This is a genomic window from Blastococcus sp. SYSU DS0973, assembly GCF_054051055.1.
In genome coordinates this window covers 218,827-238,395 of record NZ_JBJHAN010000001.1, presented here as the reverse complement: position 1 = coordinate 238,395, position 19,569 = coordinate 218,827, and the positions used below count along the sequence as shown (strand labels likewise).

Sequence of the window (19,569 nt, the reverse complement as noted above, 5' to 3'; positions counted from 1 at the left end):
AACAGCGCCGTGCGGGAGGCCCGTGGTCGTAGGCCGTGCGATGTTCCAGGCCCCGCCGTGCGAGGAAGCGCCGTGTCCCTGCCGTCCGTTCCCGCGTCACCCGAGGCGCTCCAGGACCTTCCGATCCCGCCCGCCCCCGGCTGGATCCACGGGACGTCGTCGTGCCCGAGGGCTACAGCGTCGAGGTCGTCCTCGCCGGGCTGTCCATGCCTGCCGGCATGGGGATCGACGACGATGGGCGAGCACGTCGTAGCCGAGCGCTCCCAGGGGCCGGCCGAGGGGAATGAGGTACCTGCTGGACAGACCCAGACCGTGCACGAGGATCAGCGGTAGCCGGCCGGGCTCCGCCTCCTGCCGCCAGGTGCGGGCGTGCAGCGAGACGCCGAGTGAGGGCACCTCCGTCCAGACGCTCGTGGGCGCGGTGCCCGACGAAACCCGGTCGCGGCCGCCGCCACCGCGTCGGAGGCGTCCGCGGGCTCGCCTCGGGCCGGCCGGAGGATGCTCCCGCGCTCGTGTCGGTCGCCGTGCTCCTCGGTTGCGGTCTCGGCAGCGTGGTAGCGGCAGCCGACCTATCCGTCAGGTGGTCGCCCACACGGCCCGGACGCTGATCGGTCCGAGCGGCTCCCAGCGAACAGGCCCGCCCGACGAGGTAGCAGACAGCGCCGGGGTGGAGGTACGGCATGTTGTACGCACCGGCACAGCGGCCGGGGAGCATTGTGATCCAGGCGCCGGCCCGCCCCGCGCCCTGGCCGGCGCGGGACCGCAGGTACCGGCCGAGGAACGAGCATCGGAGGAGGCACGGTGGTTGCTGGCCGTCGCAGGGGGTTGCGACGTCCTGGCCCGGTGGGGAAGGAGCCCGTCCACCTTCCCGAGCCGGACGAGCGTCAGGCCTACCGCATCCTCGACTTCGCCCTCCGGGCAGGCGAGGTTCTCCTCTCCGGCGGAGCGGCAGCCTCGGACGTGATGGCGATGACGATTGCCATCGCGAAGGCCTGCGGCCTGCCGCACGTGGTGTCCGAGGTGACGTTCACGTCGATCACGTTGTCGTACGTGCGGGCCCCCGACGTGGCCCCCGTGACCAGCGTTCGCCTCGTGGAGCAACGGACACCGGACTACACGCGCGTCACCGAGATCCACAACCTGGTCGACGACCTCGTCAACCGGCGGGTCGCTCCGACCGAGGCGATGGAGCGGCTGGACGCCATCCGGAGGCGCCGGCACCCGTACCGGCGATGGGTCGTGACAGGCTTCCGCGCAGTGCTGGCCACGGCGATCGCCGTCCTGATGGGGGGTGGCGTCCTCGTTGCGGTGATCGCCTTCTGCACCACCGTGGTAGTGGACCGTACGACCGGCGCGCTGACGGCGCGCGACCTGCCGGACTTCTACGCCAACACCGTGGGTGCGGCCATCGCCACGGTGGTGGCGGTGCTCGTCCTGGTGGCGGGCCTCGGCGTGCGCCCCTCGCTCATCGTGGCCAGTGGCATCGTTCTCCTCCTGCCCGGGGTCACGCTCGTCGGTGCGGTGCAGGACGCCATCAACGGCTTCCTGCTCACCGCCAGCGCCCGAGCGTTCGAGGTGTTCGTCCTGACCGCTGGGATCGTCACAGGTGTGGCGGCGATCCTCTCGCTCGCGGCTCGACTGGGCGTTGCGCTCGTCGTCAACCAGGCGCCGACCAGCGGATGGGGCGACGTCCCCGTCCAGCTCGTCGCCGCCACCCTGGCCGCCGCGGCGGCGGCCGGCGCCAGCTACGCCCCTCGGCGGACCCTGCCGGCCGCCGGCGCTGCCGGCGCCGTGGGATGGGGCGCGTTCCGGGGTCTGGGTGAACTCGGTATCGACCCCGCCCTCGCGACGGGCGCGGCCGCGGTCATGGTGGGGGCCGGGTCCTACGTGTTCTCCCACCGGCAGAAGGCGTCGCCGCTGATCTACGTCGCTGCCGGGATCATCCCCCTACTGCCTGGTTTGACCATCTACCGCGGGATGCTGCTCCTCGCCGAGGGGAACACCGCCATGGGGCTGGTGCTGCTGAGTCAGGCGACCACGATCGGCCTGGCACTGGCCGCCGGCGTGATCCTCGGGGAGTTCGTCGCCCGGCCCTCGTCCGCACGGGCAGTCGACCGGAGGGCTCGGGTCGGTCGCCGCACCCGCAGCCCTCGCTGACCCGTGCCAGGCAGCAGTGGAGGACGGTCGGTCGGCGCGCAACACGCCTGCTGACCCCCATGCTTGGCCACCTCCCCGGGGCGAGGACCGCCACGATCGAATGTGGCCCCTCTGCACGCGTCCGTGGGAGGGTGCCTCCCGGTGGTGCGGTCGCCCCGCTCCCGCAGGTCCACCTGCCGTCGCAGTGCCGTCCAGGGAGTCATCGCCATGCCGACCGACCCCTTCGCCGCCTTCCGGGCGGCGGTCGAGGCTCGTGACGTCGAGGCTGCAGTGCAGTTGTTCGCGGCGGACTGCACCTTCCTCTCCCCGATCGTCCACGAGCCCTACCGCGGCACCGGGCCGCTGCGCGCGATCCTCTCCGGCGTCATGTCGGTGTTCGAGGACTTCGGGTACACCGCGTCCTACGCCGGCGACGACGGCCACGTCCTCGTCTTCGGTGCGAAGGTCGGCGACCGTGACATCCAGGGCGTGGACATCCTGCGCGCACATGACGGAGCGCTCACCGAGCTGACCGTGATGGTCCGTCCCTACTCCGCCGCGACCGCACTCCGCGAGCGGATGGCGGCCCTCGTCGCGCGAGCAGGCCACGCGGTCGGGGGACCGCCCACGACCAGGAACGAGCTGGTCCCCGCTGTGGGACGACCGCACCTTCTACGACTTCATCGCCAGCTCGGACGCCTTCTCCCGGCTGTCGTTCCACCACCGGGAGGTCTTCGGCCAGGTCGGGTTCGGCACCGGCGGGTGGGACTCCGACTTCCCGAACTCGATGCTCGAGGTCTTCCGGGTCGTGATGACCAACTGCGACGAGGACCAGCACTTCGTCGTCGGCGGGGCGGAGCAGGTCCCGTGGGGCTTGTGGCACCACGCACCGAGCGAGCTCGCGCACTGGCCTGCCGGGACCACGCTCGCGAAGCTGCACCGCGGCGGAGCCCGTGCCGGTGTCGCGGCCGTCGCCCGGCACGCCGACGGGTGCTTCACCGTCACCGACGCGTGGGCCACGCCGTCCGCTACCCCGCGGTGCTCGTCACCTGTGGACCAGCGGGTGCGCCTGGCCCTCGGCGCACTGAAGAAGACCTACCCGGACGTCGACATCGCGCGGCACATCATCGGTGACCCCATCACCGTCTCGTGGGAGGCCGACGAGAACTTCCTCGGCGCCTTCAAGGGGCGCCCTGCCCGGGCACTACCGGTACAACCAGCGGATGTACGCGCACTTCGTGCAGGACGGTTTCCCGCCCGAGCGACGAGGGATCTTCCTGGCCGGTGACGACGTGTCGTGGACACCGGCATGGGTGGAAGGTGCCGTGCAGACCCCCTCAACGCGGTCTGGGGCATCATCCGGCATCTCGGTGGCAGCACCCACGCGCAGAACCCCGGCCCCGGTGACCTGTTCACCGAACTCGGCCCGATCGCGCTTCCGGAGTAGCCGACCTCGGGCGTGACCGGCCCCGCTCGCGGAGCGCCGTGTTGCGACCCGGTGTCGAACGGCGACCGCCAGGGTCCTGGAGGACCGTGGGGGTAGCCAGCACCCGTCCCGGCCGGGGTGTGGACGCCGCCCCGGCTCCAGAGGAGAGGAGGCGCCATGGTGAGCAGGGCAGGGCGGCTGCCGGCCGGCCCCGCACGGCGCGGCGGCCGAGCCGTCGCAGCGGTGGTCGCGGCCGGGGTCGGGGTGGGCGGCCTCGCCGCATGCGGCGAGGGCCCGACCGGCCCCGTGGACGACCCGGCGGCCACCGGGGACCTCCAGCGGATCGGCGACACCCTCGACGCCCTCGAGGAGCGCATCGGCGAGCTCGAGGACCGGCGATCCGGTGCCGCGGAGCCGACTGCCTCCGCGGCACCCACGACCGGTGAGGAGCCGGCCGGGCAGACGGCGCAGCCGGACGACGCCCCGGCGTCCCCGTCGGGCGCTCCGGTCGAGGACGCCGCCGGGCTCTTCGAGAACCCTGAGCCCCTGATCGGCGAGGACGTGATGGTGACCGCCCCCGTGTCCGCCCTCGTCGGGGTGGCCGACGTGGGGGCCGTGTTCCGGATCGGCGACGGGACGGGAACCACCGTCGCCGTCGTCATGGTGACCCCGCCGCCGGAGCTGCAGACCGGCGACGTGGTCCAGGTGTCCGGCACGGTCGGCCGCGTCGCGGAGAGCAGTTTCGAGGCGGACTTCGGCATCGCCGCCGACGTGCTGACCGATGACCCGCAGGCCTTCTTCGGCGACCTGGCCGGCGACGTCGCCATCGCGGCCGACCGCGTCACGCTCGTGCAGGAGCAGGCCGGCTGACCGCCGGCTGGGTGCCCGGGTGGTCCCGCACGGTGGTCACCGGGCGCCCGCGCCCGTCGGCTGCTCCGCCGGCGGGGCCTGCATCACCGGATGCGACGGCGGGGGAGGAGCGGCCGGCGCGGGATGTTCCTTCAGGTAGTCGGCGGCCCGGTAGCTGACGGCCACGAGGGGCACCGCGAGCAGTGCGCCGGCGAGCCCCCAGAGCATCCAGCCCGCGGTGACCGCGACGAGGATGACCACCGGGTGCAGCCGCAGCGCCCGTCCGACGATGATCGGTTGCAGGATGTTGCCCTCGACCTGCTGCACCACCAGGACCGCGACCGCGACGATGACCGCGTCGGTCGGGCCGTTGGTCACGAGGGTCACCAGCACGGCGACGACGCCGCTGACCGTGGCGCCGAACAGCGGGACGAAGGCACCGATGAAGGTCAGCAGGGTGAGCGACAGCCACAGCGGCACACCCAGGATGAACAGCACGGCACCGATGCCCACCGCGTCGATGAGCGCCACGACGATCACCCCCTGCACGTAGCGGGACAGCGCCGACCACGCCGCCTGCCCGGCCCCGTCGACCTGCCGCCTCCGCCGGCCGGGCACGAGGCCCACGAGCCAGTCCCACATGGCGGCGCCGTCCTTGAGGAGGAAGAAGACGAGGAAGGCGACCAGGATGACCGCGGTCAGCACGTAGACCGCCATGCTGGCTGCGGCCGTCGGCTCGGGCGTGAGCCGGTAGATGCGGTCGACGACGGCGTTGCGGATCTCGGTGACCTGCTGCGGGTCGAGGCCCAGCGGGCCCTCGATGAGCCAGACCCGGATCCGGTCGATCCCGGCGGCGAGGGGACGGGTGAGATTCCGGAGCCTTTCCGCGGCCCGGAACCCGATGAGGAACCCCACGCCGGTCAGGACGCCGATGAGCAGGAGCACCGACAGCAGGGCGGACAGGGCGGGGGGCGACCCGCGGCGGCACAGCCACCGGCTGATCGGGCTCATCAGCGCGGTCAGGAGCAGGGAGACCGCGATGGCCACCGTCAGCAGCGGCAGGCGCAGCAGGAACCAGAAGACCAGCCAGCCCATGGCCGCCAGGGCGAGCAGGGCCGCGCTGGTGACGAGCGTGCGCACCGCCCAGCGGGGCGCGGCGGACCCCATCGGGGACGGCGACGCGGATCGGGGTGCGGCGCCGTCCGTCCTGCGCGGGGGTGCCGCGACGGCGGTCGCGCCGGCGGGCGGCCCGTCGCCGGGGTCGACGACTCCGTCGCCGGTGCGCCTGGACCACAGTTTCACGTCGCTCGCCAATCCGTCCGCACCGTTCGTCCTCCGATCATGGCTGCCGTCTCTCGCCGGCGACACCGGAAGCCCCCGTGGGCCCGCAGCGGGCCCGGTTGCGGCGGAGGGCCCGGTCGCCCGCGGTCCGGTGTGCGCCGGCTGCCCGCGGGGTGTCAGTCGTTCTGGCCCTGCTGCTGCGTCACCTCGACGCGGTGGGCGCTGATGGCTGCCGAGCTCTCCTCCTGTTCGAACCAGGCGTCGGCGTCCGCGAAGAGCTCCTCGGCCGCGATGCCGAAGTCCTCCTCGAAGGTGTCCCGCTGCACCTGGACGACGGTGCCGGAGACCCGGACGACGTCGTCGGCGTCGAGTTCCATCGGCTGAGTGGCCATGACCACGGCGATCAGCTCGCCCGACTCGCCGGCGAGTCGGAAGGAGCTGCCGACGTCCGTCGTGGAAACCAGCTCCGAGATCTCCCCGCTGACCGTCACGTCCTGCCCGACGTAGGACCGGGTGTCCTCGAAGAAGCCGGCGGTGTCGTCCGTGGTGGCCGCGACGCCGTCGTCGCCCATGCCCTCCTCCAGAGCGCCGACCCGCTCGGCCAGATCCGCGAGCTGGTCCTCGAACGCCTCGAGGTCCTGAGCGGTGACGCCGCCGGCCTCCGCCCCGGCCGACTCGTCGCTGCAGGCGGCGAGCCCGCCGATTCCGACGGCCGCGGCGATCAGGGCGCTCGCCGCGCGACCCGCGCGGCGCGGCCCGGTGGAGGTGGTGCGTCCGGCGACGATGCTCATGTCGGCTCCTCTGCGTCGGGACCACGCCGCCGCGTGGCCGTGGATCGGGGACGACGCACCAGGTGCCCGGTGGAGCACCGAGGATGCCGACTGCAGCCGCAGTGACACCGATCCGCCACATGGCCACGTCTCGGCTCCGGAGGTTCCGGTCGTGGTGGACGGGGCTCTCACAACGGTGTCAGGACGGCGACATGGGGGTGGGCGCGGCTGCAGCGGGCACACCGATCGCGCGGTGCACGGACCGCCCCGCTCCGAGACGCCCGGCGCCCTCGCGCCGACGGGCACCGGGGTCGACCAGGTCGAGCAGTTTGCGGTCGGGGGGGTGCAGGCCGCGGTGCCACCGGTCGTCCCCGGCGGGGTTCGGGCGATCCGATCGTGCATGACGGTTCCGCGTCGATGCACCGGTACCGGTGTCGGGCCGCGGTCCACGGGACACCGTTCCGTGGTGGCTGACGACGCGTTGACTCCCGAGCGACCGAGCGGCGGCGCCCGCCCGGTGAGCCGTGGTGCCGCCGCGCTCGCCGGCGTGGCGTCGGTCGCCGCAGCGCTCGGCCTGGCCGAGCTGGTCGCCGGGCTGATCACGGGCGCGCCCTCGTTGGTCATCGCGGTGGGTGACACCCTCGTCGACAACGTGCCCGGCTGGCTGGAGCGGTGGGCCATCGCCACCCTCGGCACCGCCGACAAGCCGGTGCTCATCGGCGGCGTGCTGGTCGTCTCGGTGCTGCTGGGCGCCGCGCTCGGCGTGCTGGCCCGCCGCCGGTTCCTCCTCGCCGCGGGGGGCCTCGCCCTCGTCGCCACGCTCGGGGTCGTCGCCGCGCTGGCCGACGACCGCACCCCCGTCTTCTCCAGCGTGCTCGTCGGGACCCTGGGCGCCGTCGCCGGCATCGCTGTGCTGCACGTGCTCGTCGTCGCACTCCCGCGGCGAGGAGCCGGACCTGGTTCCGCCGCCGCCCCGACCGCCCTGGGCCCGGTCGACCGCCGGCGCCTTCTCGCGGTCACCGGTGGCGCCACGGTGCTCGGGGTGCTCGCCGGCGTCGGCGGCCACCTCCTGTCGGGACGCGAACGGCTCAACGACCTGCGCGCCGCCATCCGGCTGCCGGTGCCCGTGAAGCAGGCCGGCCCCGTACCGGCCGGCGCGGACCTGGAGATCCCCGGGCTGACCCCGCTGTTCGTTCCGAACGAGGAGTTCTACCGGATCGACACCGCCCTGCGGGTGCCCGTCGTCGATCCCGACGAGTGGGAGCTGGAGGTGCGGGGGATGGTGGACGAGCCGTTCACCCTCACCTACGCCGAGCTCATGGAGCTGCCGCAGATCGAGGCCGACATCACCATCGCGTGCGTGTCCAACGAGGTCGGGGGGGACCTCGTCGGCAACGCCCGATGGCAGGGCGTGCCGCTGCGTCTCCTCCTCGAGCGGGCCGGGCTCCGGGAGGGGGCCACCCAGCTGATCGGGCGGTCCGTCGACGGCTTCACCGCCGGGTTCCCGACCGTGACCGCACTGGACCTCGAGGAGGCGATGGTCGCGGTCGCCATGAACGGCGAGCCGCTGCCGGCCGAGCACGGCTTCCCGGCGCGGCTGGTCGTTCCCGGTCTCTACGGGTACGTCTCGGCGACGAAGTGGCTCTCGGCCATCGAGCTCACCGACTGGGACGTCGACGGCTACTGGATCCCGCGGGGATGGGCGAAGGACGGGCCGATCAAGACCCAGTCGCGCATCGACGTGCCCGGTCCGCGCGCGACGGTCGCCGCCGGACCGACGCCGGTCGCCGGCGTGGCCTGGGCGCCCAGCCGTGGCATCGAGCGGGTCGAGGTGCGCATCGACGACGGGCCGTGGCAGGAGGCCCAGCTGTCCGAGGCCTATGACGTGGACGTGTGGCGGCAGTGGGTCCTGCCGTGGGACGCGACGCCGGGGCGGCACCGGATCGCTGCCCGGGCGACGGACGGGGTCGGTGAGGTGCAGACCGACCAGCGCACCCCGGTGGCACCCGACGGCGCCTCGGGCTACCCGGTCATCGAGGTCGTCGTCTCCTGAGCCGCAGCCGGCAGCCTGTCGTCCTGCCCGCGCCGTCGCACCGGCACCGCTGGGGTCGGGCGGGCCGCCCCGCGCTCGCCGGTGACCCGCCGCACCACCGACCGACGCGCCTTGCGGTCCCATGACGCCGGTCAGCGCACGTCCGCGGTCGGTCGGGCCGGTGCGGCCGGGCGGGGGTACCGCACCGTGCCGCGGACCCCGGGCAGCAGGTAGCGGGCGCACACCAGCACCCATGCGGTGCCCAGGACCAGGCCGGCGAGCACGTCGGTGGGGTAGTGCGCCGCCACGTAGATGCGGGACAGGCCGACGGCCGGCGCCACGAGTACCGGCACGGCGAGCGCCGCCCACCGCCACCTGCCACGGGCCAGGGTGACCACCAGGGCGGCGAGCGCCCCGTAGAGGGCCACCGCCGCCGCCACGTGCCCGGAGGGCCAGCTCGCGTTCGTGGCCAGGCCGGCGGTCAGGTCTGCCACCGACGGCCGGGCCCGGTCGACCGTCCGGGAGACGACGAAGTACAGGCCGAGCTCACCGAGGACCGTCACCAGCACGAAGAGGACCGGCCGCCGGCTGCCCGTGACCGCCAACGCGACTACGACGAGGGTGAGCGACACCGCGATGAACGCCGGCGTGCCCGAGAGCGTGCCGACGGCGGTGGCGACGTCGGTCACCGTGGCGCTGCGGGCCCCGGTGAAGGCCTCGACGACCGCCCGGTCGAAGCGGCCGATGACGCTGTCGCCCAGGACGGCGGAGACCAGCAGGCCGAGAACGACCAGCGTGGCCGCCAGTGCCGCCGCGGCGGTCAGGAGCCGGACCACCGTGCGGCGCCCGTCGGGCAGCGCGGTCTGGCCCGAGGTCGCCAGGTGCGGCCGGGCGTGGGGGTCGACGTGGAGCGGGTCCAGCGGCTCGTCGGGCCGGTGGGAGTGGTCGTGCTGCCAGCCGCGGAACGCCGCGGTGGTCACCGCCAGCAGCCCGGCTCCCAGCGCGAACCCGGCGAGCACGTCGGTCACGAAGTGCACCCCCAGGGCGAGGCGGGTGAAACCGACCGCGAGGGCCACGAGAAGCGCCGCGGCCACGACCCAGGGCCGCAGGCCCCGGCGTACCGCCGAGAGCGCCAGCAGGGCCAGCATCCCGTAGGTGGCCAGCGAGACGGTGGCGTGCCCGCTGGGGAAGCTCGCGTTCGAGGGCAGGTCGGAGACCGGCGTGGCCACGACGGGCCGGGCGCGGTCGACCAGCGCCTTGGTCACCGGTACGAGGACCGCCAGCCCGACGCCGGTGGTCGCCGCGAACGCGGCCAGCCGGCGCTGCCCCCGGATGAGCAGGAAGACCGTGGTCAGGGTGAAGACCAGGATTGCCGCGCCGTTGCCACCCAGGTCGGTCACCGCCTGCAGCACGGTGACCAGCACGGGGGAGTCGTCCACCACCGAGTTCAGCCCTGCGGCGACGTCCTCGTCCAGGGCGGCCAGGGGCGACCACTTCTCCTGCACCAGCAGGAGCAGCAGCAGGAAGGGCACCGCCCCGGCCACCAGGGCGACCAGCCCCAGCAGCGCGCGCACCCCGACGCGGCTCCCCCCGGTGGTGCTCCCGGTGTGCGAGGTGTCGGTGTGCTCAGCGACCCGGCTCATGCCGACCGGGGTTACCCCTCGCCGGACGGGCGCAACGGCTCGCCACCCGACGATCGCGTTACGGCCGCCGGCCGGCGGTCACCGTCCGGCAGGCGGTTCACCGGGGCTGACCGTCCACATGTGCCGGACGTCGGCGGGCAGGTGCTGAACGCGGGGTGCTGCGCGTGGTGGTCAGCGCGCCGCAGTGCGGGATCGTCGTCGACAACGCCCAGTCCTGCGCCGGTGCGATCCTCACGACGTGCACGGCGAGGGTGTCGCGCCGGGCTCGGCGCCTTCCACGTGGATCGGGCCGGTGACCGGGTTCGGCTGCGAGAAGTCGCGGACCCGGCTCGGCAGGTCGTCGGTGCTGGTCACGGGCCGCCGAAGCAGTCCTCGGTGTCACTTCGACGACGGTGCCCGGCCGCACCCGCAGGAGTGGCTCGACGGGTCAGCGAGGCGACCTCGAGGCTTCCGGCTCTCCGCCGCGGCGGTCCGGCGGACGCAGGGCGCCGGATGCCGAAGAAGTATCGTGCCCCGTGCCCTGGGCGGCACCCAACCTGCCGGGTCCGACGCCTCCGCGCACGAGCCCGGCCGGCCCGCGGCGACGGATCGCCCGCGTGGGGGACGACGTACGCCGCGGCGCCCGGGCGGGTGCGCTCGTGCGAGGGTGAGCCCTGGGTGCGGCACCTGACGGAGGAGTTCCTGGCATGACCTGGCCCCGGCCGGTCCCCGTGATCGGCGATCGCACCTCCGCAGCCCAGCGCGCGGCCGACCCGTCCGGTTGGGCGTTCGATCCGAACACCGTGGCGGCGCTGCACGCGGTCGTCGACGCCCGCCGCGACGTCCGCCGCTACCGCCCCGACCCGGTGCCGCCGGACCTGCTGCGCACGGTCCTCGGCGCCGGGCACCGCGCCCCGTCGGTGGGACACTCGCAGCCGTGGCGGTTCGTCGTCGTCACCGAGCAGGCGACCCGCGACCGCGCCGCTGCGCTGGCCGACCGGGAGCGGCTGCGGCAGGCCGAGCTCCTCACGCCCGACCGGCGCGCCCGGCTGCTCGACCTCCAGCTCGAGGGGATCCGCGAGGCGCCGGTCGGCGTCGTCGTCGCCTGCGACCGCCGGGCGCACGCCACCGGGGTGCTCGGCCGCGCCACGTTCCCCGACGCCGACCTGTGGAGCTGCGCCTGCGCGATCCAGAACATCTGGCTCGCCGCTCGCGCCTCCGGGCTCGGCCTGGGCTGGGTGACCCTCTTCCAGCCGGCCGACCTCGCCGAGCTGCTGCACCTGCCCGAGGGGGTGGAGACCCTCGGCTGGCTGTGCCTCGGCTGGCCCGACGAACGGCCCCCGGAGCCGGGGCTGGTGCGGCACGGCTGGTCGACCCGCCTGTCGCTGGACGACGTCGTCCTGGCCGAGCGCTGGCCGGCCGACGGCAGCCCGGAGGCCCCCGTCTCGCACCTGGCCGGGCCGGAGCCGGAGGCCGTGGTCGCCGCCCGCGACTCCGGCGACGACCTGCTCGCCGTGCCCGGCTCGCTCGGGGTGCTCGACCGCGCCGTCGACCGGGTCCTCGCTCTGCCCGGCGCGGAGCCGGCCACCGGGACGCTGGTCGTCGTCGCCGGCGACCACCCCGTGGCCACGGCGCACGCCGTCTCCGCCTACCCGGCGTCGGTGACCGTTGACGTGCTCGCCGCCACCGCCACCGGCGAGTCGCTCGGCGCGGCCACCGCGGCCCAGGCCGGGCTGGCGGTGCGGGCCCACTCCGCCGTGTCGCCGGGTCCGCAGGGCGACCTCGTCACCGCCGACGCCCTCACCCCGGCCGCGGTCGAGGCGCTGGTCGCCGAGGGCCGCGAGCTGGGCCGGGAGCTGGCCCGGCACGGGCTGGTGTGCCTGGGGGAGGTGGGCATCGGCAACACCACGGTCGCCGCGGCCCTGGCCTGCGCGCTGCTGGGCCTCGACCCCGAGCGGGCCGTCGGGCTCGGTGCCGGCGCCGATGCGGCGATGCTGGCCCGCAAGCGTGCCGTGGTCACCACGGCCCTGGCGCGGGCGCGTGCCGAGCACGGCACGGCGCTCGCGGAGCCGCGGACCGCGCTGGCGGCCCTCGGCGGGCCGGAGCTCGCGGTGCTCGCGGGGGTCACGCTCGGCGCGGCCGCGGAGGGCGTGCCCGTGGTGCTCGACGGGCTGGTCACCTCCGTCTCCGCCGTCGTCGCCGTGCGGCTGGAGCCGGCCGCCCGCACCGCACTGGTCGCCGGGCAGCGTAGCCGCGAGCGGGCGCACGCCGAGGTGCTGACCGAACTCGGCCTCGAACCACTGCTGGACCTCCGGCTGCGCTCCGGCGAGGGCGTCGGGGCGGCGCTGGGCGCGCAGCTGCTGCTCACCGCGCTGGGGGCCCGGCGCACCGCGGGACGGGTGTCGTGATCGGTCGCCCACCCCGTCGGACGCTGGTGCTCGGCGGCGCCCGCTCGGGCAAGTCCGGGTACGCCGAGCAGCTGCTGGCCCGGGCCCGGCGCGTGGAGTACGTCGCCTGCGGGCTGCCCGCCGACGGCGGCGACCCGGAGTGGGCCGACCGGGTGGCGCTCCACCGCGACCGCCGCCCGGCGACCTGGCGCACGGTCGAGACCGTCGACCTGGTGGGTGTGCTCGGACAGCCCGGCCCCCCGGTGCTGGTCGACTGCCTGTCCACCTGGCTGGCCCGGGTGATGGACGACTGCGCGGTGTGGGACGGCGGTCCCGGCGCCGACGAGCGGCTCGGCGCAGCCGTCGACGACGTCGTGCGGGCGTGGGCCGGCACCCGCCGCCGGGTGGTCGCGGTGAGCAACGAGGTGGGCTCCGGCGTGGTGCCGGCGACCGCGTCGGGCCGCCGGTTCCGCGACGAGCTGGGCATCCTCAACGCTCGCGTCGCCGCCGCCTCCCAGCGGGTGTGGCTGCTCACCGCCGGGCTGCCCCAGCGGCTGCGATGAGCGCACCGGAGCGCACCGCCGGCGCTGGGCCGCTCACCGCGCTGGGCCTGTTCAGCGTGCTGCCCGTGCCGGCACGCGCCCGCAACCCCGGACCGGGCGTGCTGCGCTGGCTGCCGGTGGTCGGGCTCGTGCTCGGGGCGCTCGCCTGCCTCCCCGGGCTGGCGGTGTGGCGCGGGGCAGGGGAGGGGTCGCCGCTGCTCGCGGCGGCGCTGGTGGTGACCGCGCTGGCCCTGCTCACCCGGGGGCTGCACCTGGATGCGACTGCCGACCTGGCCGACGGGCTCGGCAGTGGGCGCCCGGCCGAGCAGGCGCTGGCGATCATGCGCCGCCCCGAGGTCGGCGCCTTCGCCGTCGCGGCGGTCGCCTGCACGCTGCTGGTCCAGGTCGCGGCGACGGCCGCGGTGCTGGGGCAGGCGACACCGGCCGAGGGCGTCCTGGCCGTCGTGCTCGCGACCGTCACGGGCCGGACAGCGGTGCTGCATGCGGCCGCCCGGCCGGCCGCCCCGGGCTCGTCGCTCGGCGTCCTGGTCGCCGGTTCCGGGACCTCGGTGGCGCGCTGGGCGGCCACGGCGGTGCTACTGGCCGCAGCGGTCGCGGCCCGGCTCACCGTCGGGGGCACGACCGCGGAGGCGATGTGGTCGGCCGCCGCGGTCGTCGTCGCGCTGCTGGCGGCCGTCCTGCTGGCCCGGCACGCCGCCCGGCGTCTCGGCGGGGTGAACGGCGACGTCTTCGGTGCGGTGGTCGAGACGGCGAGCACCGCCACCCTCGTCGTGCTGGCCGCCGGGGTCGCCTGGACCTGAGCCCGGTGGTCGGGCCCGAGCGCTCAAGCCTCCGGGAAGAGGGAGCGCACCCCGAGCCGGGTCGGCCGGACGAAGGGCCGCCAGGCGCCGCGCGGCTGGGCCATCCGGTCGGCGATGATCCAGAGCACCGCCGGGTCCACACCCATGCCGAGGTGGCTGGCGTGCACGGCCACGTTCTCGCTGTGCGGCCCCTCCTCCTGGAGGCAGGTGCGCCAGTCGACGACGCCGTCCCAGCGGGAGTAGACCGAGGTGCTCGGCACCGGCAGCGCCGGAGCCGGACGGACCTCCTCCACCGCCCGCAGCCGGCGGAACTGCCCGACCATGCCGTCGGGCCCGGCCCCGCGGCGCGGCCGCATCGGGACACCGGCGAACGGGGAGCCGAGCGAGACCACCTGCCGGACCAGCCGCGGGCTGCGCTGGGCCAGCCGCCGGGCGAAGATCCCGCCCAGGCTCTGGCCGACGATGCTGACCGGTCCGCCGTGCTCGTCGGCGAGCCGCTGCACCAGGGCGCGGACGCCGTCGACGACTCCCGGCCGGGGCCCGTGGTTGCGGCCGAGGTCCCAGCCCACCGTGGGGTAGCCGAGGCGGCCGAGCCAGGCGCGCAGCGTGCGGGTGGAGGCGTCCGAAGCCAGCCAGCCGGGCAGGACGACGACGGGGTGCGGCTCGCCGCGGGGCGCCAGCCGGAGCAGCGGCAGCCCGGCGGCCAGCGCACCGGCGCTGACCAGGGCACGCGCCGGTTCGGTGAGGGCGAGCAGGGTGTCGGTGCGCTCGCCGCGGGCCGGCTCGGATCGGGAAATCACCTGCCCCGGATGCCCGGGCAACCGGTGGATCAGTCGCCAGGGGGCAGCACGCGGGGCACGAACACCTCGTCGATGGGCCGGGGGCCGACGTACTGGCGGCAGGTGCAGGGCACCCAGTTGTGCCCCGACCAGCGGCCGCGCTTGTCGTAGGTGTCCCGCCGCAGCTCGGCGTAGCAGGTGTTCGTCTCGGTGTCGTGCTGGCTGAGCGTGTGCCCGCACCCGCACAGCGGCGTCACCGGTGGGGGAGGAGTCGTCCGCCGGCCCCGGCCCAGTCGCCCGGCGACGAAACCGGCGCCGAGCAGCGCCGCGCCCACCAGCAGGCTGATCGGATCCATCGTGCGTGCTCCTCCCGCGAGGCCTCCGACGGTAGCGCGGTGGGCGTTCCCCGGTCGTGCCGTCGGCGGTGCCGCGACTGCCGAGCGCGTCCACCGGTATGACGCACGCCACGTTCGACGTGCTCGGGGTGATTGGACGGCGAGCGGCTGGGGAACGTGTGTCCCGTGGATACGTACGCCGTCGGGTTCGCCCGTCCCGACCGCTGGTCGGGCGGCACGCGGACCGAGCAGACCTACCCCTGGCACGCCGTGGAGGCCCACCGACCGCCGGCCGAGCTCGACGGCGAGGTGGAGCTGGCCGTGTGCGGTGCCATCGTCCAGGTGTGGGGCACGCAGAAGTGGGAGCGGGTCGGCCTCGGCCGCACCGGCTGCCCCGAGTGCGCGCGCCTCACCGCCCTCGACAACCGGCTGACCAGCGCCCGCTGACCCGGGCGGCCAGGCCCCGGATCCCGGTGCAGGGATCCGGGGCCCACGCATGTCCGGTGGGGGGCGACGGGCCGTCCACCCGCAGGGCCCGGGGGAGTCAGCGTTTGTCGGGCTTCCGTCCGCTGATCGCCGAGAAGCCGGTGATCGCGCGGCCGACGATCAGCGCCTGCACCGAGTCGGTGCCCTCGAAGGTGAAGATCGCCTCCATGTCGGCGTGGTGACGGGCGATGTGGTGGTCGAGCAGGATGCCGTCACCGCCGAGGATGTCCCGGGCGTCGGCGACGATCGCCCGCGCCTTGGCCGCGTGGTTCATCTTGGCCAGCGACGCCATGGCGGCGGTCATCCGGCCGTCGTCGGCGAGCTTCGACAGCCGCCAGCACATCAGCTGCATGGAGGTGATCTCGGCGAGCATCCGGGCCAGCTTGTCCTGCACCAGCTGGAACCCGGCGATGGGCTGGCCGAACTGCTCTCGCTCCAGCGCATGCGCCAGCGCGAGCTCGTATGACGCCGTCGCCAGGCCCAGGGCCCGCCACGCCACCGTGTACCGGGTCCGGTCGAGCATCTGCGAGACGTCCTTGAACGAGCGGCAGTTGGTCAGCTTGTTCGCCGCGGGCACCCGCACGTCGGTCAGCGTGATCTCGGCCTGCCACACCGCCCGCAGCGCCGTCTTGCCGGTCATGACCGTGGCCTCGTAGCCGGGCGTGCCCTTCTCGACGACGTAGCCACCGACGGCGCCGTCCTCGCCGCGGGCCCAGATGATCACGTAGTCGGCGATGGTGCCGTTGCCGATCCACTTCTTCTGACCGTTCAGGACGAAGCCGTCGCCGTCGCGGCGGGCCGAGGTCTCCAGGCCGACGGCGTCCGAGCCGTGCTTGGGCTCGGTGAGGCCGAACGCGCCGATCTTCTCCAGACGCGCCATCGCCGGCAGGAAGCGCGCGCGCTGCTCGTCGTCGCCCAGGACGGCGATCGACTGCATCGCCAGGAAGCTGTGCACCCCGTTGAACGTGCCGATGCTGCCGTCGGCGCGGGCGAGCTCGGCGGCGACCAGCCCGGCGGCGACGTTGCTCATCCCGGGGCAGCCGTGGCCCTCGATGGTGCCGCCGACGATCCCCAGCCCGGCGAGCTTCTGCGCCATCTCGAACGGGAAGTCGGCGCGCTCCCAGTAGTCGTTGATGTGCGGGGTGACCTCTGCGTCGCAGAAGGCGCGGACCCGGTCCCGGATCTCGATGTCGGCGGGCTCGAGGAGGTCCTCGATGGAGTAGAAGTCAGGGGTGTCGACGGCCACGAGCCGAACGTACGACGAACGGCAGCATGCTGCCCGTCGTGCACGTCGTCATCGCGCCCGACTCGTCCGGGGGCAGCCTGACGGCCGCGGACGCCGCCGCGGACGCCGCCGCGGCGCACGCGCTGGCGGAGGTGGAGCTCGACGCCCAGCGGTGCCGCGCCGAGGCGGCGAGTTCGCTGCCGGAGCCGACCGCCCGGGTGGTCGGTGCGGTGCTGCCGCCGGCCACGCGGCCGCGGTAGTTTGCGTCGTCCTGCCCACCGCCCCAGGAGTTCCGTTGCCGTTCCTCCTGCACCGTCTCACCCGGTTCGTCCGGCTGCGCCTGGGCGGTTGGCGGCTACCGCTCGCGGTCGCGGTGTTCGTCTTCCTCTCCAGCTGGCTGGCGATGGCGCTGGTGGAGCCGACCGGCAGCACGATCACCGCGCCGGGCACCTACTGGTGGTACTTCCTGGTCACCGGCGCGACCGTGGGCTACGGCGACGTCTTCCCCAGCTCGATCGGCGGCCGGGTCATCGGTGCCTACGTGATCGTGGGCGGCATCGTCACCCTGACCCTGCTGTTCACCCAGCTGTCCGATGCCCTGCAGTCGCTGCGGGGCCGGCGCCTGAGAGGTGTGGTTCCCCTGGACATGTCCGATCACGTGGTGCTGCTGGGCTACTGGCCCGGGCGCACCGAGCGGATCGTCGCCGAGCTGACCGCCGAGGGGCGGACCCAGGTGGCGTTGTGCGCCTGGGACGACGTCATGGAGAACCCGATGCCGGACCAGCCGGCGGTGCACTTCGTCCGCGGCGACCTCACCCACGAGGACGTTCTGCAGCGGGCGTGCGTGCCGGAGGCCCGGACGGTGGTGATCGACGCCCGGGACGACAACGAGACGCTCGCCGTCGCGGTCGCCGTCGAGCACGCCCACCCGGGGGTCCACCTGGTGGCAGCGCTGCGCGACCTCGAGCGGCGGGACACGCTGCGCTACGTCAGTGCGGGCGTGCAGGTGGTGCAGTGGCACATGCCCTCCCTGCTCACCGAGGAGGCGAACGACCCCGGCATCACGCAGGTCTACAGCGAGCTCATGACCCACGGCGGTCGCAACACCTACTCGCTGACGGTGCCCCCGGGCTTCCCGCACGCCACGTTCGGCGAGTGCCAGCGCCACTTGGGCTCTGCCTTCGGTGCGACGGTGTTGGCGGTGCGCGGCCCCGACGGACTTGCGGTCAGCCCGCCGTGGGACACGCGCGTGGCGGCGGGGACGACGCTCTACTACGTCGCCGCCGGACGCATCACCACCCGGCAGCTGATCGCCGGGCACCGCTCCTAGGACGGGTGGCCCTCGACGTCGGCCTCGTCACCCTGCGGCGCCTCGCGCGGCGTGCTCTGCGCTTCCAGGGACGCCTCGGTCTCGGCCGTCTCCTGCTCCAGGGCGATGTCGCGCGGCTGCGGCGTCTCGGAAGGACTCGTCATGCCTCCAGCCTGCCGCAGTGCCGCGCGCCCCGCTCCTCGGTCGTCACTCGCTGCCGGTGGGCAGCCACGCCGGTCGGTAGAGCACCGCGCCGGAGACCGCCGGAACGTCCAGCACCACCGTGCCGGTGAACTGCTGGGACGGCCCGAGCGGCCCACCCGGGAGCGGCGCCGCCCGGTGTCGCACGCGCCGGCCGGGCCGACTCCGGTGACCACGGTGCCGCCGTCTCCGACGAGGCGGAAGTCGCCGGCCACGACGCTGCGCTCGCTCCCCAGGCTGGAGAGATCGGCGCCGGTGGTCACCGTGACCGGACCGCCACGAGCGAGCCGTTGCCTGCGACGACGGACGGGTCGGTGCAGGAGACGCCCGTCTGCACGTCGGCCACGGTGACGGAGAGGACCAGGTCGCTGGTCGCGGGGTTTCGCACCTCGAGTGCCTTCCCGGGCACCTGCACCGCGGTCGCCGGCTTCTCGGCCGGGGGCTCTGCGGCCGCCGGCTTCTCGGCCGGGGGCTTCGCGGCGGGGGGCTCCTCGACGGGGAGCTCCTCGGCCGGCGTTTGCTCCGTCGGTAGCTGCTGCGTCGACGTCGACGCGGCCGGTTGTCGAGGCGTGGTCGGGGCCGCCGGCTTCGTGGTCGGGGACGCGGCGGTGACCGAGGCCGGCACGGGGGTGACCGGGGGTGGGGTGGGGACGAGGGAGGCGGGGACCCGGTCGACGGACGGGGACACGGGGGTGACCGCGGGTGCCGTGGGGACGGGGGAGGTGGGCACCTGGTCGACCGGTTCGATCCGGTCGCCGGCGGACCGGGTCGGGGTCGCCAGGGAAGAGGCGGCCTGCACACCCCGGCTCGCCGGCGACGAACCGGCGTTGGCGGACGCTGCAGGGGCGCCGGGGAGGAACCACTCGGCCCCGGGGGGCACCGCGCCGATGGTGGGGATAACCAGCGGGCCCATGCCGCTGCCCTCGGGCAGCAGCCACACCTGCGAGTCCGCCCGGTCGTCCGCTGCCACCTGCAGGCCATCGGCGCCGGCCGTGGGGACGCCTGTCCCGCTCAGCGTCACCAGGCGGCGGACCCCAGCCTCCCCGTCATGACGGCCAGCGCCCGCAAGCGGCGCAGGGCCGTCATCTCGGCGTTCCGGCGCGATCCGGGCGACGGTGACGGCGTCGCCGACCGCTTCGGCGGCAAACGCCGGCGCACGGCCGGGGCCGGGGGCCGGACGGCGGAAGGATCATGCGGGAAGGGCGACGGCCGCGGTGCCGCGTCGGGGGCCGCGAGGTGCGTCCCGGAAGCGGGAGCAGCCCCGACGGCGGACTGGGGCGGGGTGGTCATCGTCATCACCGCCAGGGTCGACGAGCCGGGGGAACGGCGGGGCAGCAGCGGCTGGAACGGTATCCGGCCGGACGGGGT

20 protein-coding genes and 1 pseudogene are annotated in these 19,569 nt (G+C 74.9%); 11 read left to right on the top strand and 10 right to left on the bottom strand.

What is annotated here, in order from left to right; all coding sequences use genetic code 11:
* Nucleotides 1–843 precede the first annotated feature (843 nt).
* The 4 genes and pseudogenes from ACI791_RS01185 to ACI791_RS01170 all read left to right on the top strand — a co-directional run bounded on the left by ACI791_RS01185 (nt 844) and on the right by ACI791_RS01170 (nt 4,432).
* The gene (locus ACI791_RS01185) at nt 844–2,157 is read left to right on the top strand and encodes a threonine/serine ThrE exporter family protein (RefSeq protein ID WP_456584361.1); all 1,314 of its coding nucleotides are present in this window, start codon (nt 844–846) and stop codon (nt 2,155–2,157) included.
* 207 nt (nt 2,158–2,364) lie between these two features.
* Nucleotides 2,365–2,652 (top strand): annotated as a pseudogene (locus ACI791_RS01180) (nuclear transport factor 2 family protein); the annotation flags it as partial.
* Between the two features lie 271 nt (nt 2,653–2,923).
* Complete coding sequence (locus ACI791_RS01175) at nt 2,924–3,424, top strand: hypothetical protein (protein ID WP_456584812.1); 501 nt, start codon at nt 2,924–2,926, stop codon at nt 3,422–3,424.
* A gap of 315 nt (nt 3,425–3,739) precedes the next feature.
* Nucleotides 3,740–4,432 (top strand): hypothetical protein, encoded by a 693-nt coding sequence (locus ACI791_RS01170; RefSeq protein ID WP_456584360.1) that lies wholly within the window; start codon nt 3,740–3,742, stop codon nt 4,430–4,432.
* Between the two features lie 36 nt (nt 4,433–4,468).
* Here ACI791_RS01170 and ACI791_RS01165 read toward each other — a convergent pair whose 3' ends face one another.
* Nucleotides 4,469–5,578, bottom strand: coding sequence for an AI-2E family transporter (locus ACI791_RS01165; protein WP_456584359.1), 1,110 nt, complete (start codon nt 5,576–5,578; stop codon nt 4,469–4,471).
* 290 nt (nt 5,579–5,868) lie between these two features.
* The gene (locus ACI791_RS01160; protein ID WP_456584358.1) at nt 5,869–6,483 is read right to left on the bottom strand and encodes a hypothetical protein; all 615 of its coding nucleotides are present in this window, start codon (nt 6,481–6,483) and stop codon (nt 5,869–5,871) included.
* A gap of 445 nt (nt 6,484–6,928) precedes the next feature.
* Here ACI791_RS01160 and ACI791_RS01155 point away from each other — a divergent pair, with 445 nt between their 5' ends.
* Entirely contained in the window at nt 6,929–8,515 is a 1,587-nt protein-coding gene (locus ACI791_RS01155; protein ID WP_456584357.1) for a molybdopterin-dependent oxidoreductase, read from the top strand.
* Between the two features lie 131 nt (nt 8,516–8,646).
* Here the strand turns inward: ACI791_RS01155 and ACI791_RS01150 are convergent, their stop codons facing one another.
* Complete coding sequence (locus ACI791_RS01150; RefSeq protein WP_456584356.1) at nt 8,647–10,137, bottom strand: phosphatase PAP2 family protein; 1,491 nt, start codon at nt 10,135–10,137, stop codon at nt 8,647–8,649.
* Between the two features lie 231 nt (nt 10,138–10,368).
* A complete protein-coding gene (locus ACI791_RS01145) occupies nt 10,369–10,491 on the bottom strand; it encodes a hypothetical protein (protein ID WP_456584355.1) in 123 nt (40 codons plus the stop codon).
* Between the two features lie 332 nt (nt 10,492–10,823).
* Here ACI791_RS01145 and bluB point away from each other — a divergent pair, with 332 nt between their 5' ends.
* From bluB to ACI791_RS01130, 3 genes are read left to right on the top strand one after another with little or no spacing between them, the layout of a single operon-like run.
* A complete protein-coding gene (gene bluB / locus ACI791_RS01140; protein ID WP_456584354.1) occupies nt 10,824–12,524 on the top strand; it encodes a 5,6-dimethylbenzimidazole synthase in 1,701 nt (566 codons plus the stop codon).
* Complete coding sequence (locus ACI791_RS01135) at nt 12,521–13,066, top strand: bifunctional adenosylcobinamide kinase/adenosylcobinamide-phosphate guanylyltransferase (protein ID WP_456584353.1); 546 nt, start codon at nt 12,521–12,523, stop codon at nt 13,064–13,066. Before bluB ends, ACI791_RS01135 begins: the two co-directional genes overlap by 4 nt.
* Complete coding sequence (locus ACI791_RS01130; protein WP_456584352.1) at nt 13,063–13,866, top strand: adenosylcobinamide-GDP ribazoletransferase; 804 nt, start codon at nt 13,063–13,065, stop codon at nt 13,864–13,866. The genes ACI791_RS01135 and ACI791_RS01130 overlap by 4 nt, the downstream gene beginning before the upstream one ends.
* Before the next feature lie 23 nt (nt 13,867–13,889).
* On the opposite strand, the gene ACI791_RS01125 is transcribed toward ACI791_RS01130, so the two are convergent.
* Together ACI791_RS01125 and ACI791_RS01120 are read right to left on the bottom strand one after the other, a co-directional pair.
* A complete protein-coding gene (locus tag ACI791_RS01125; RefSeq protein ID WP_456584351.1) occupies nt 13,890–14,666 on the bottom strand; it encodes an esterase/lipase family protein in 777 nt (258 codons plus the stop codon).
* Nucleotides 14,667–14,695: 29 nt separating this feature from the next.
* Entirely contained in the window at nt 14,696–15,001 is a 306-nt protein-coding gene (locus ACI791_RS01120) for a hypothetical protein (protein WP_456584350.1), read from the bottom strand.
* Between the two features lie 165 nt (nt 15,002–15,166).
* On the opposite strand from ACI791_RS01120, the gene ACI791_RS01115 reads away from it, so the two are divergent.
* Entirely contained in the window at nt 15,167–15,427 is a 261-nt protein-coding gene (locus ACI791_RS01115) for a hypothetical protein (RefSeq protein ID WP_347060075.1), read from the top strand.
* A gap of 97 nt (nt 15,428–15,524) precedes the next feature.
* On the opposite strand, the gene ACI791_RS01110 is transcribed toward ACI791_RS01115, so the two are convergent.
* Complete coding sequence (locus ACI791_RS01110) at nt 15,525–16,712, bottom strand: acyl-CoA dehydrogenase family protein (protein ID WP_456584349.1); 1,188 nt, start codon at nt 16,710–16,712, stop codon at nt 15,525–15,527.
* A 26-nt stretch (nt 16,713–16,738) separates the two neighbouring features.
* Between ACI791_RS01110 and ACI791_RS01105 the strand changes: the two genes are divergently transcribed.
* Both ACI791_RS01105 and ACI791_RS01100 read left to right on the top strand, forming a co-directional pair.
* Nucleotides 16,739–16,951 (top strand): hypothetical protein, encoded by a 213-nt coding sequence (locus ACI791_RS01105; protein ID WP_456584348.1) that lies wholly within the window; start codon nt 16,739–16,741, stop codon nt 16,949–16,951.
* Between the two features lie 35 nt (nt 16,952–16,986).
* The gene (locus tag ACI791_RS01100) at nt 16,987–18,021 is read left to right on the top strand and encodes an NAD-binding protein (protein WP_456584347.1); all 1,035 of its coding nucleotides are present in this window, start codon (nt 16,987–16,989) and stop codon (nt 18,019–18,021) included.
* Here ACI791_RS01100 and ACI791_RS01095 read toward each other — a convergent pair.
* From ACI791_RS01095 to ACI791_RS01085, 3 genes are all read right to left on the bottom strand, one after another.
* On the bottom strand, nt 18,018–18,164 hold the full coding sequence (locus ACI791_RS01095; protein ID WP_456584346.1) for a hypothetical protein: 147 nt from the start codon (nt 18,162–18,164) through the stop codon (nt 18,018–18,020). The two genes, ACI791_RS01100 and ACI791_RS01095, sit on opposite strands and share 4 nt — an antisense overlap.
* Nucleotides 18,165–18,207: 43 nt before the next feature.
* On the bottom strand, nt 18,208–18,348 hold the full coding sequence (locus ACI791_RS01090) for a hypothetical protein (protein ID WP_456584345.1): 141 nt from the start codon (nt 18,346–18,348) through the stop codon (nt 18,208–18,210).
* A gap of 112 nt (nt 18,349–18,460) precedes the next feature.
* Complete coding sequence (locus tag ACI791_RS01085; RefSeq protein WP_456584344.1) at nt 18,461–19,171, bottom strand: hypothetical protein; 711 nt, start codon at nt 19,169–19,171, stop codon at nt 18,461–18,463.
* Nucleotides 19,172–19,569: the final 398 nt, after the last annotated feature.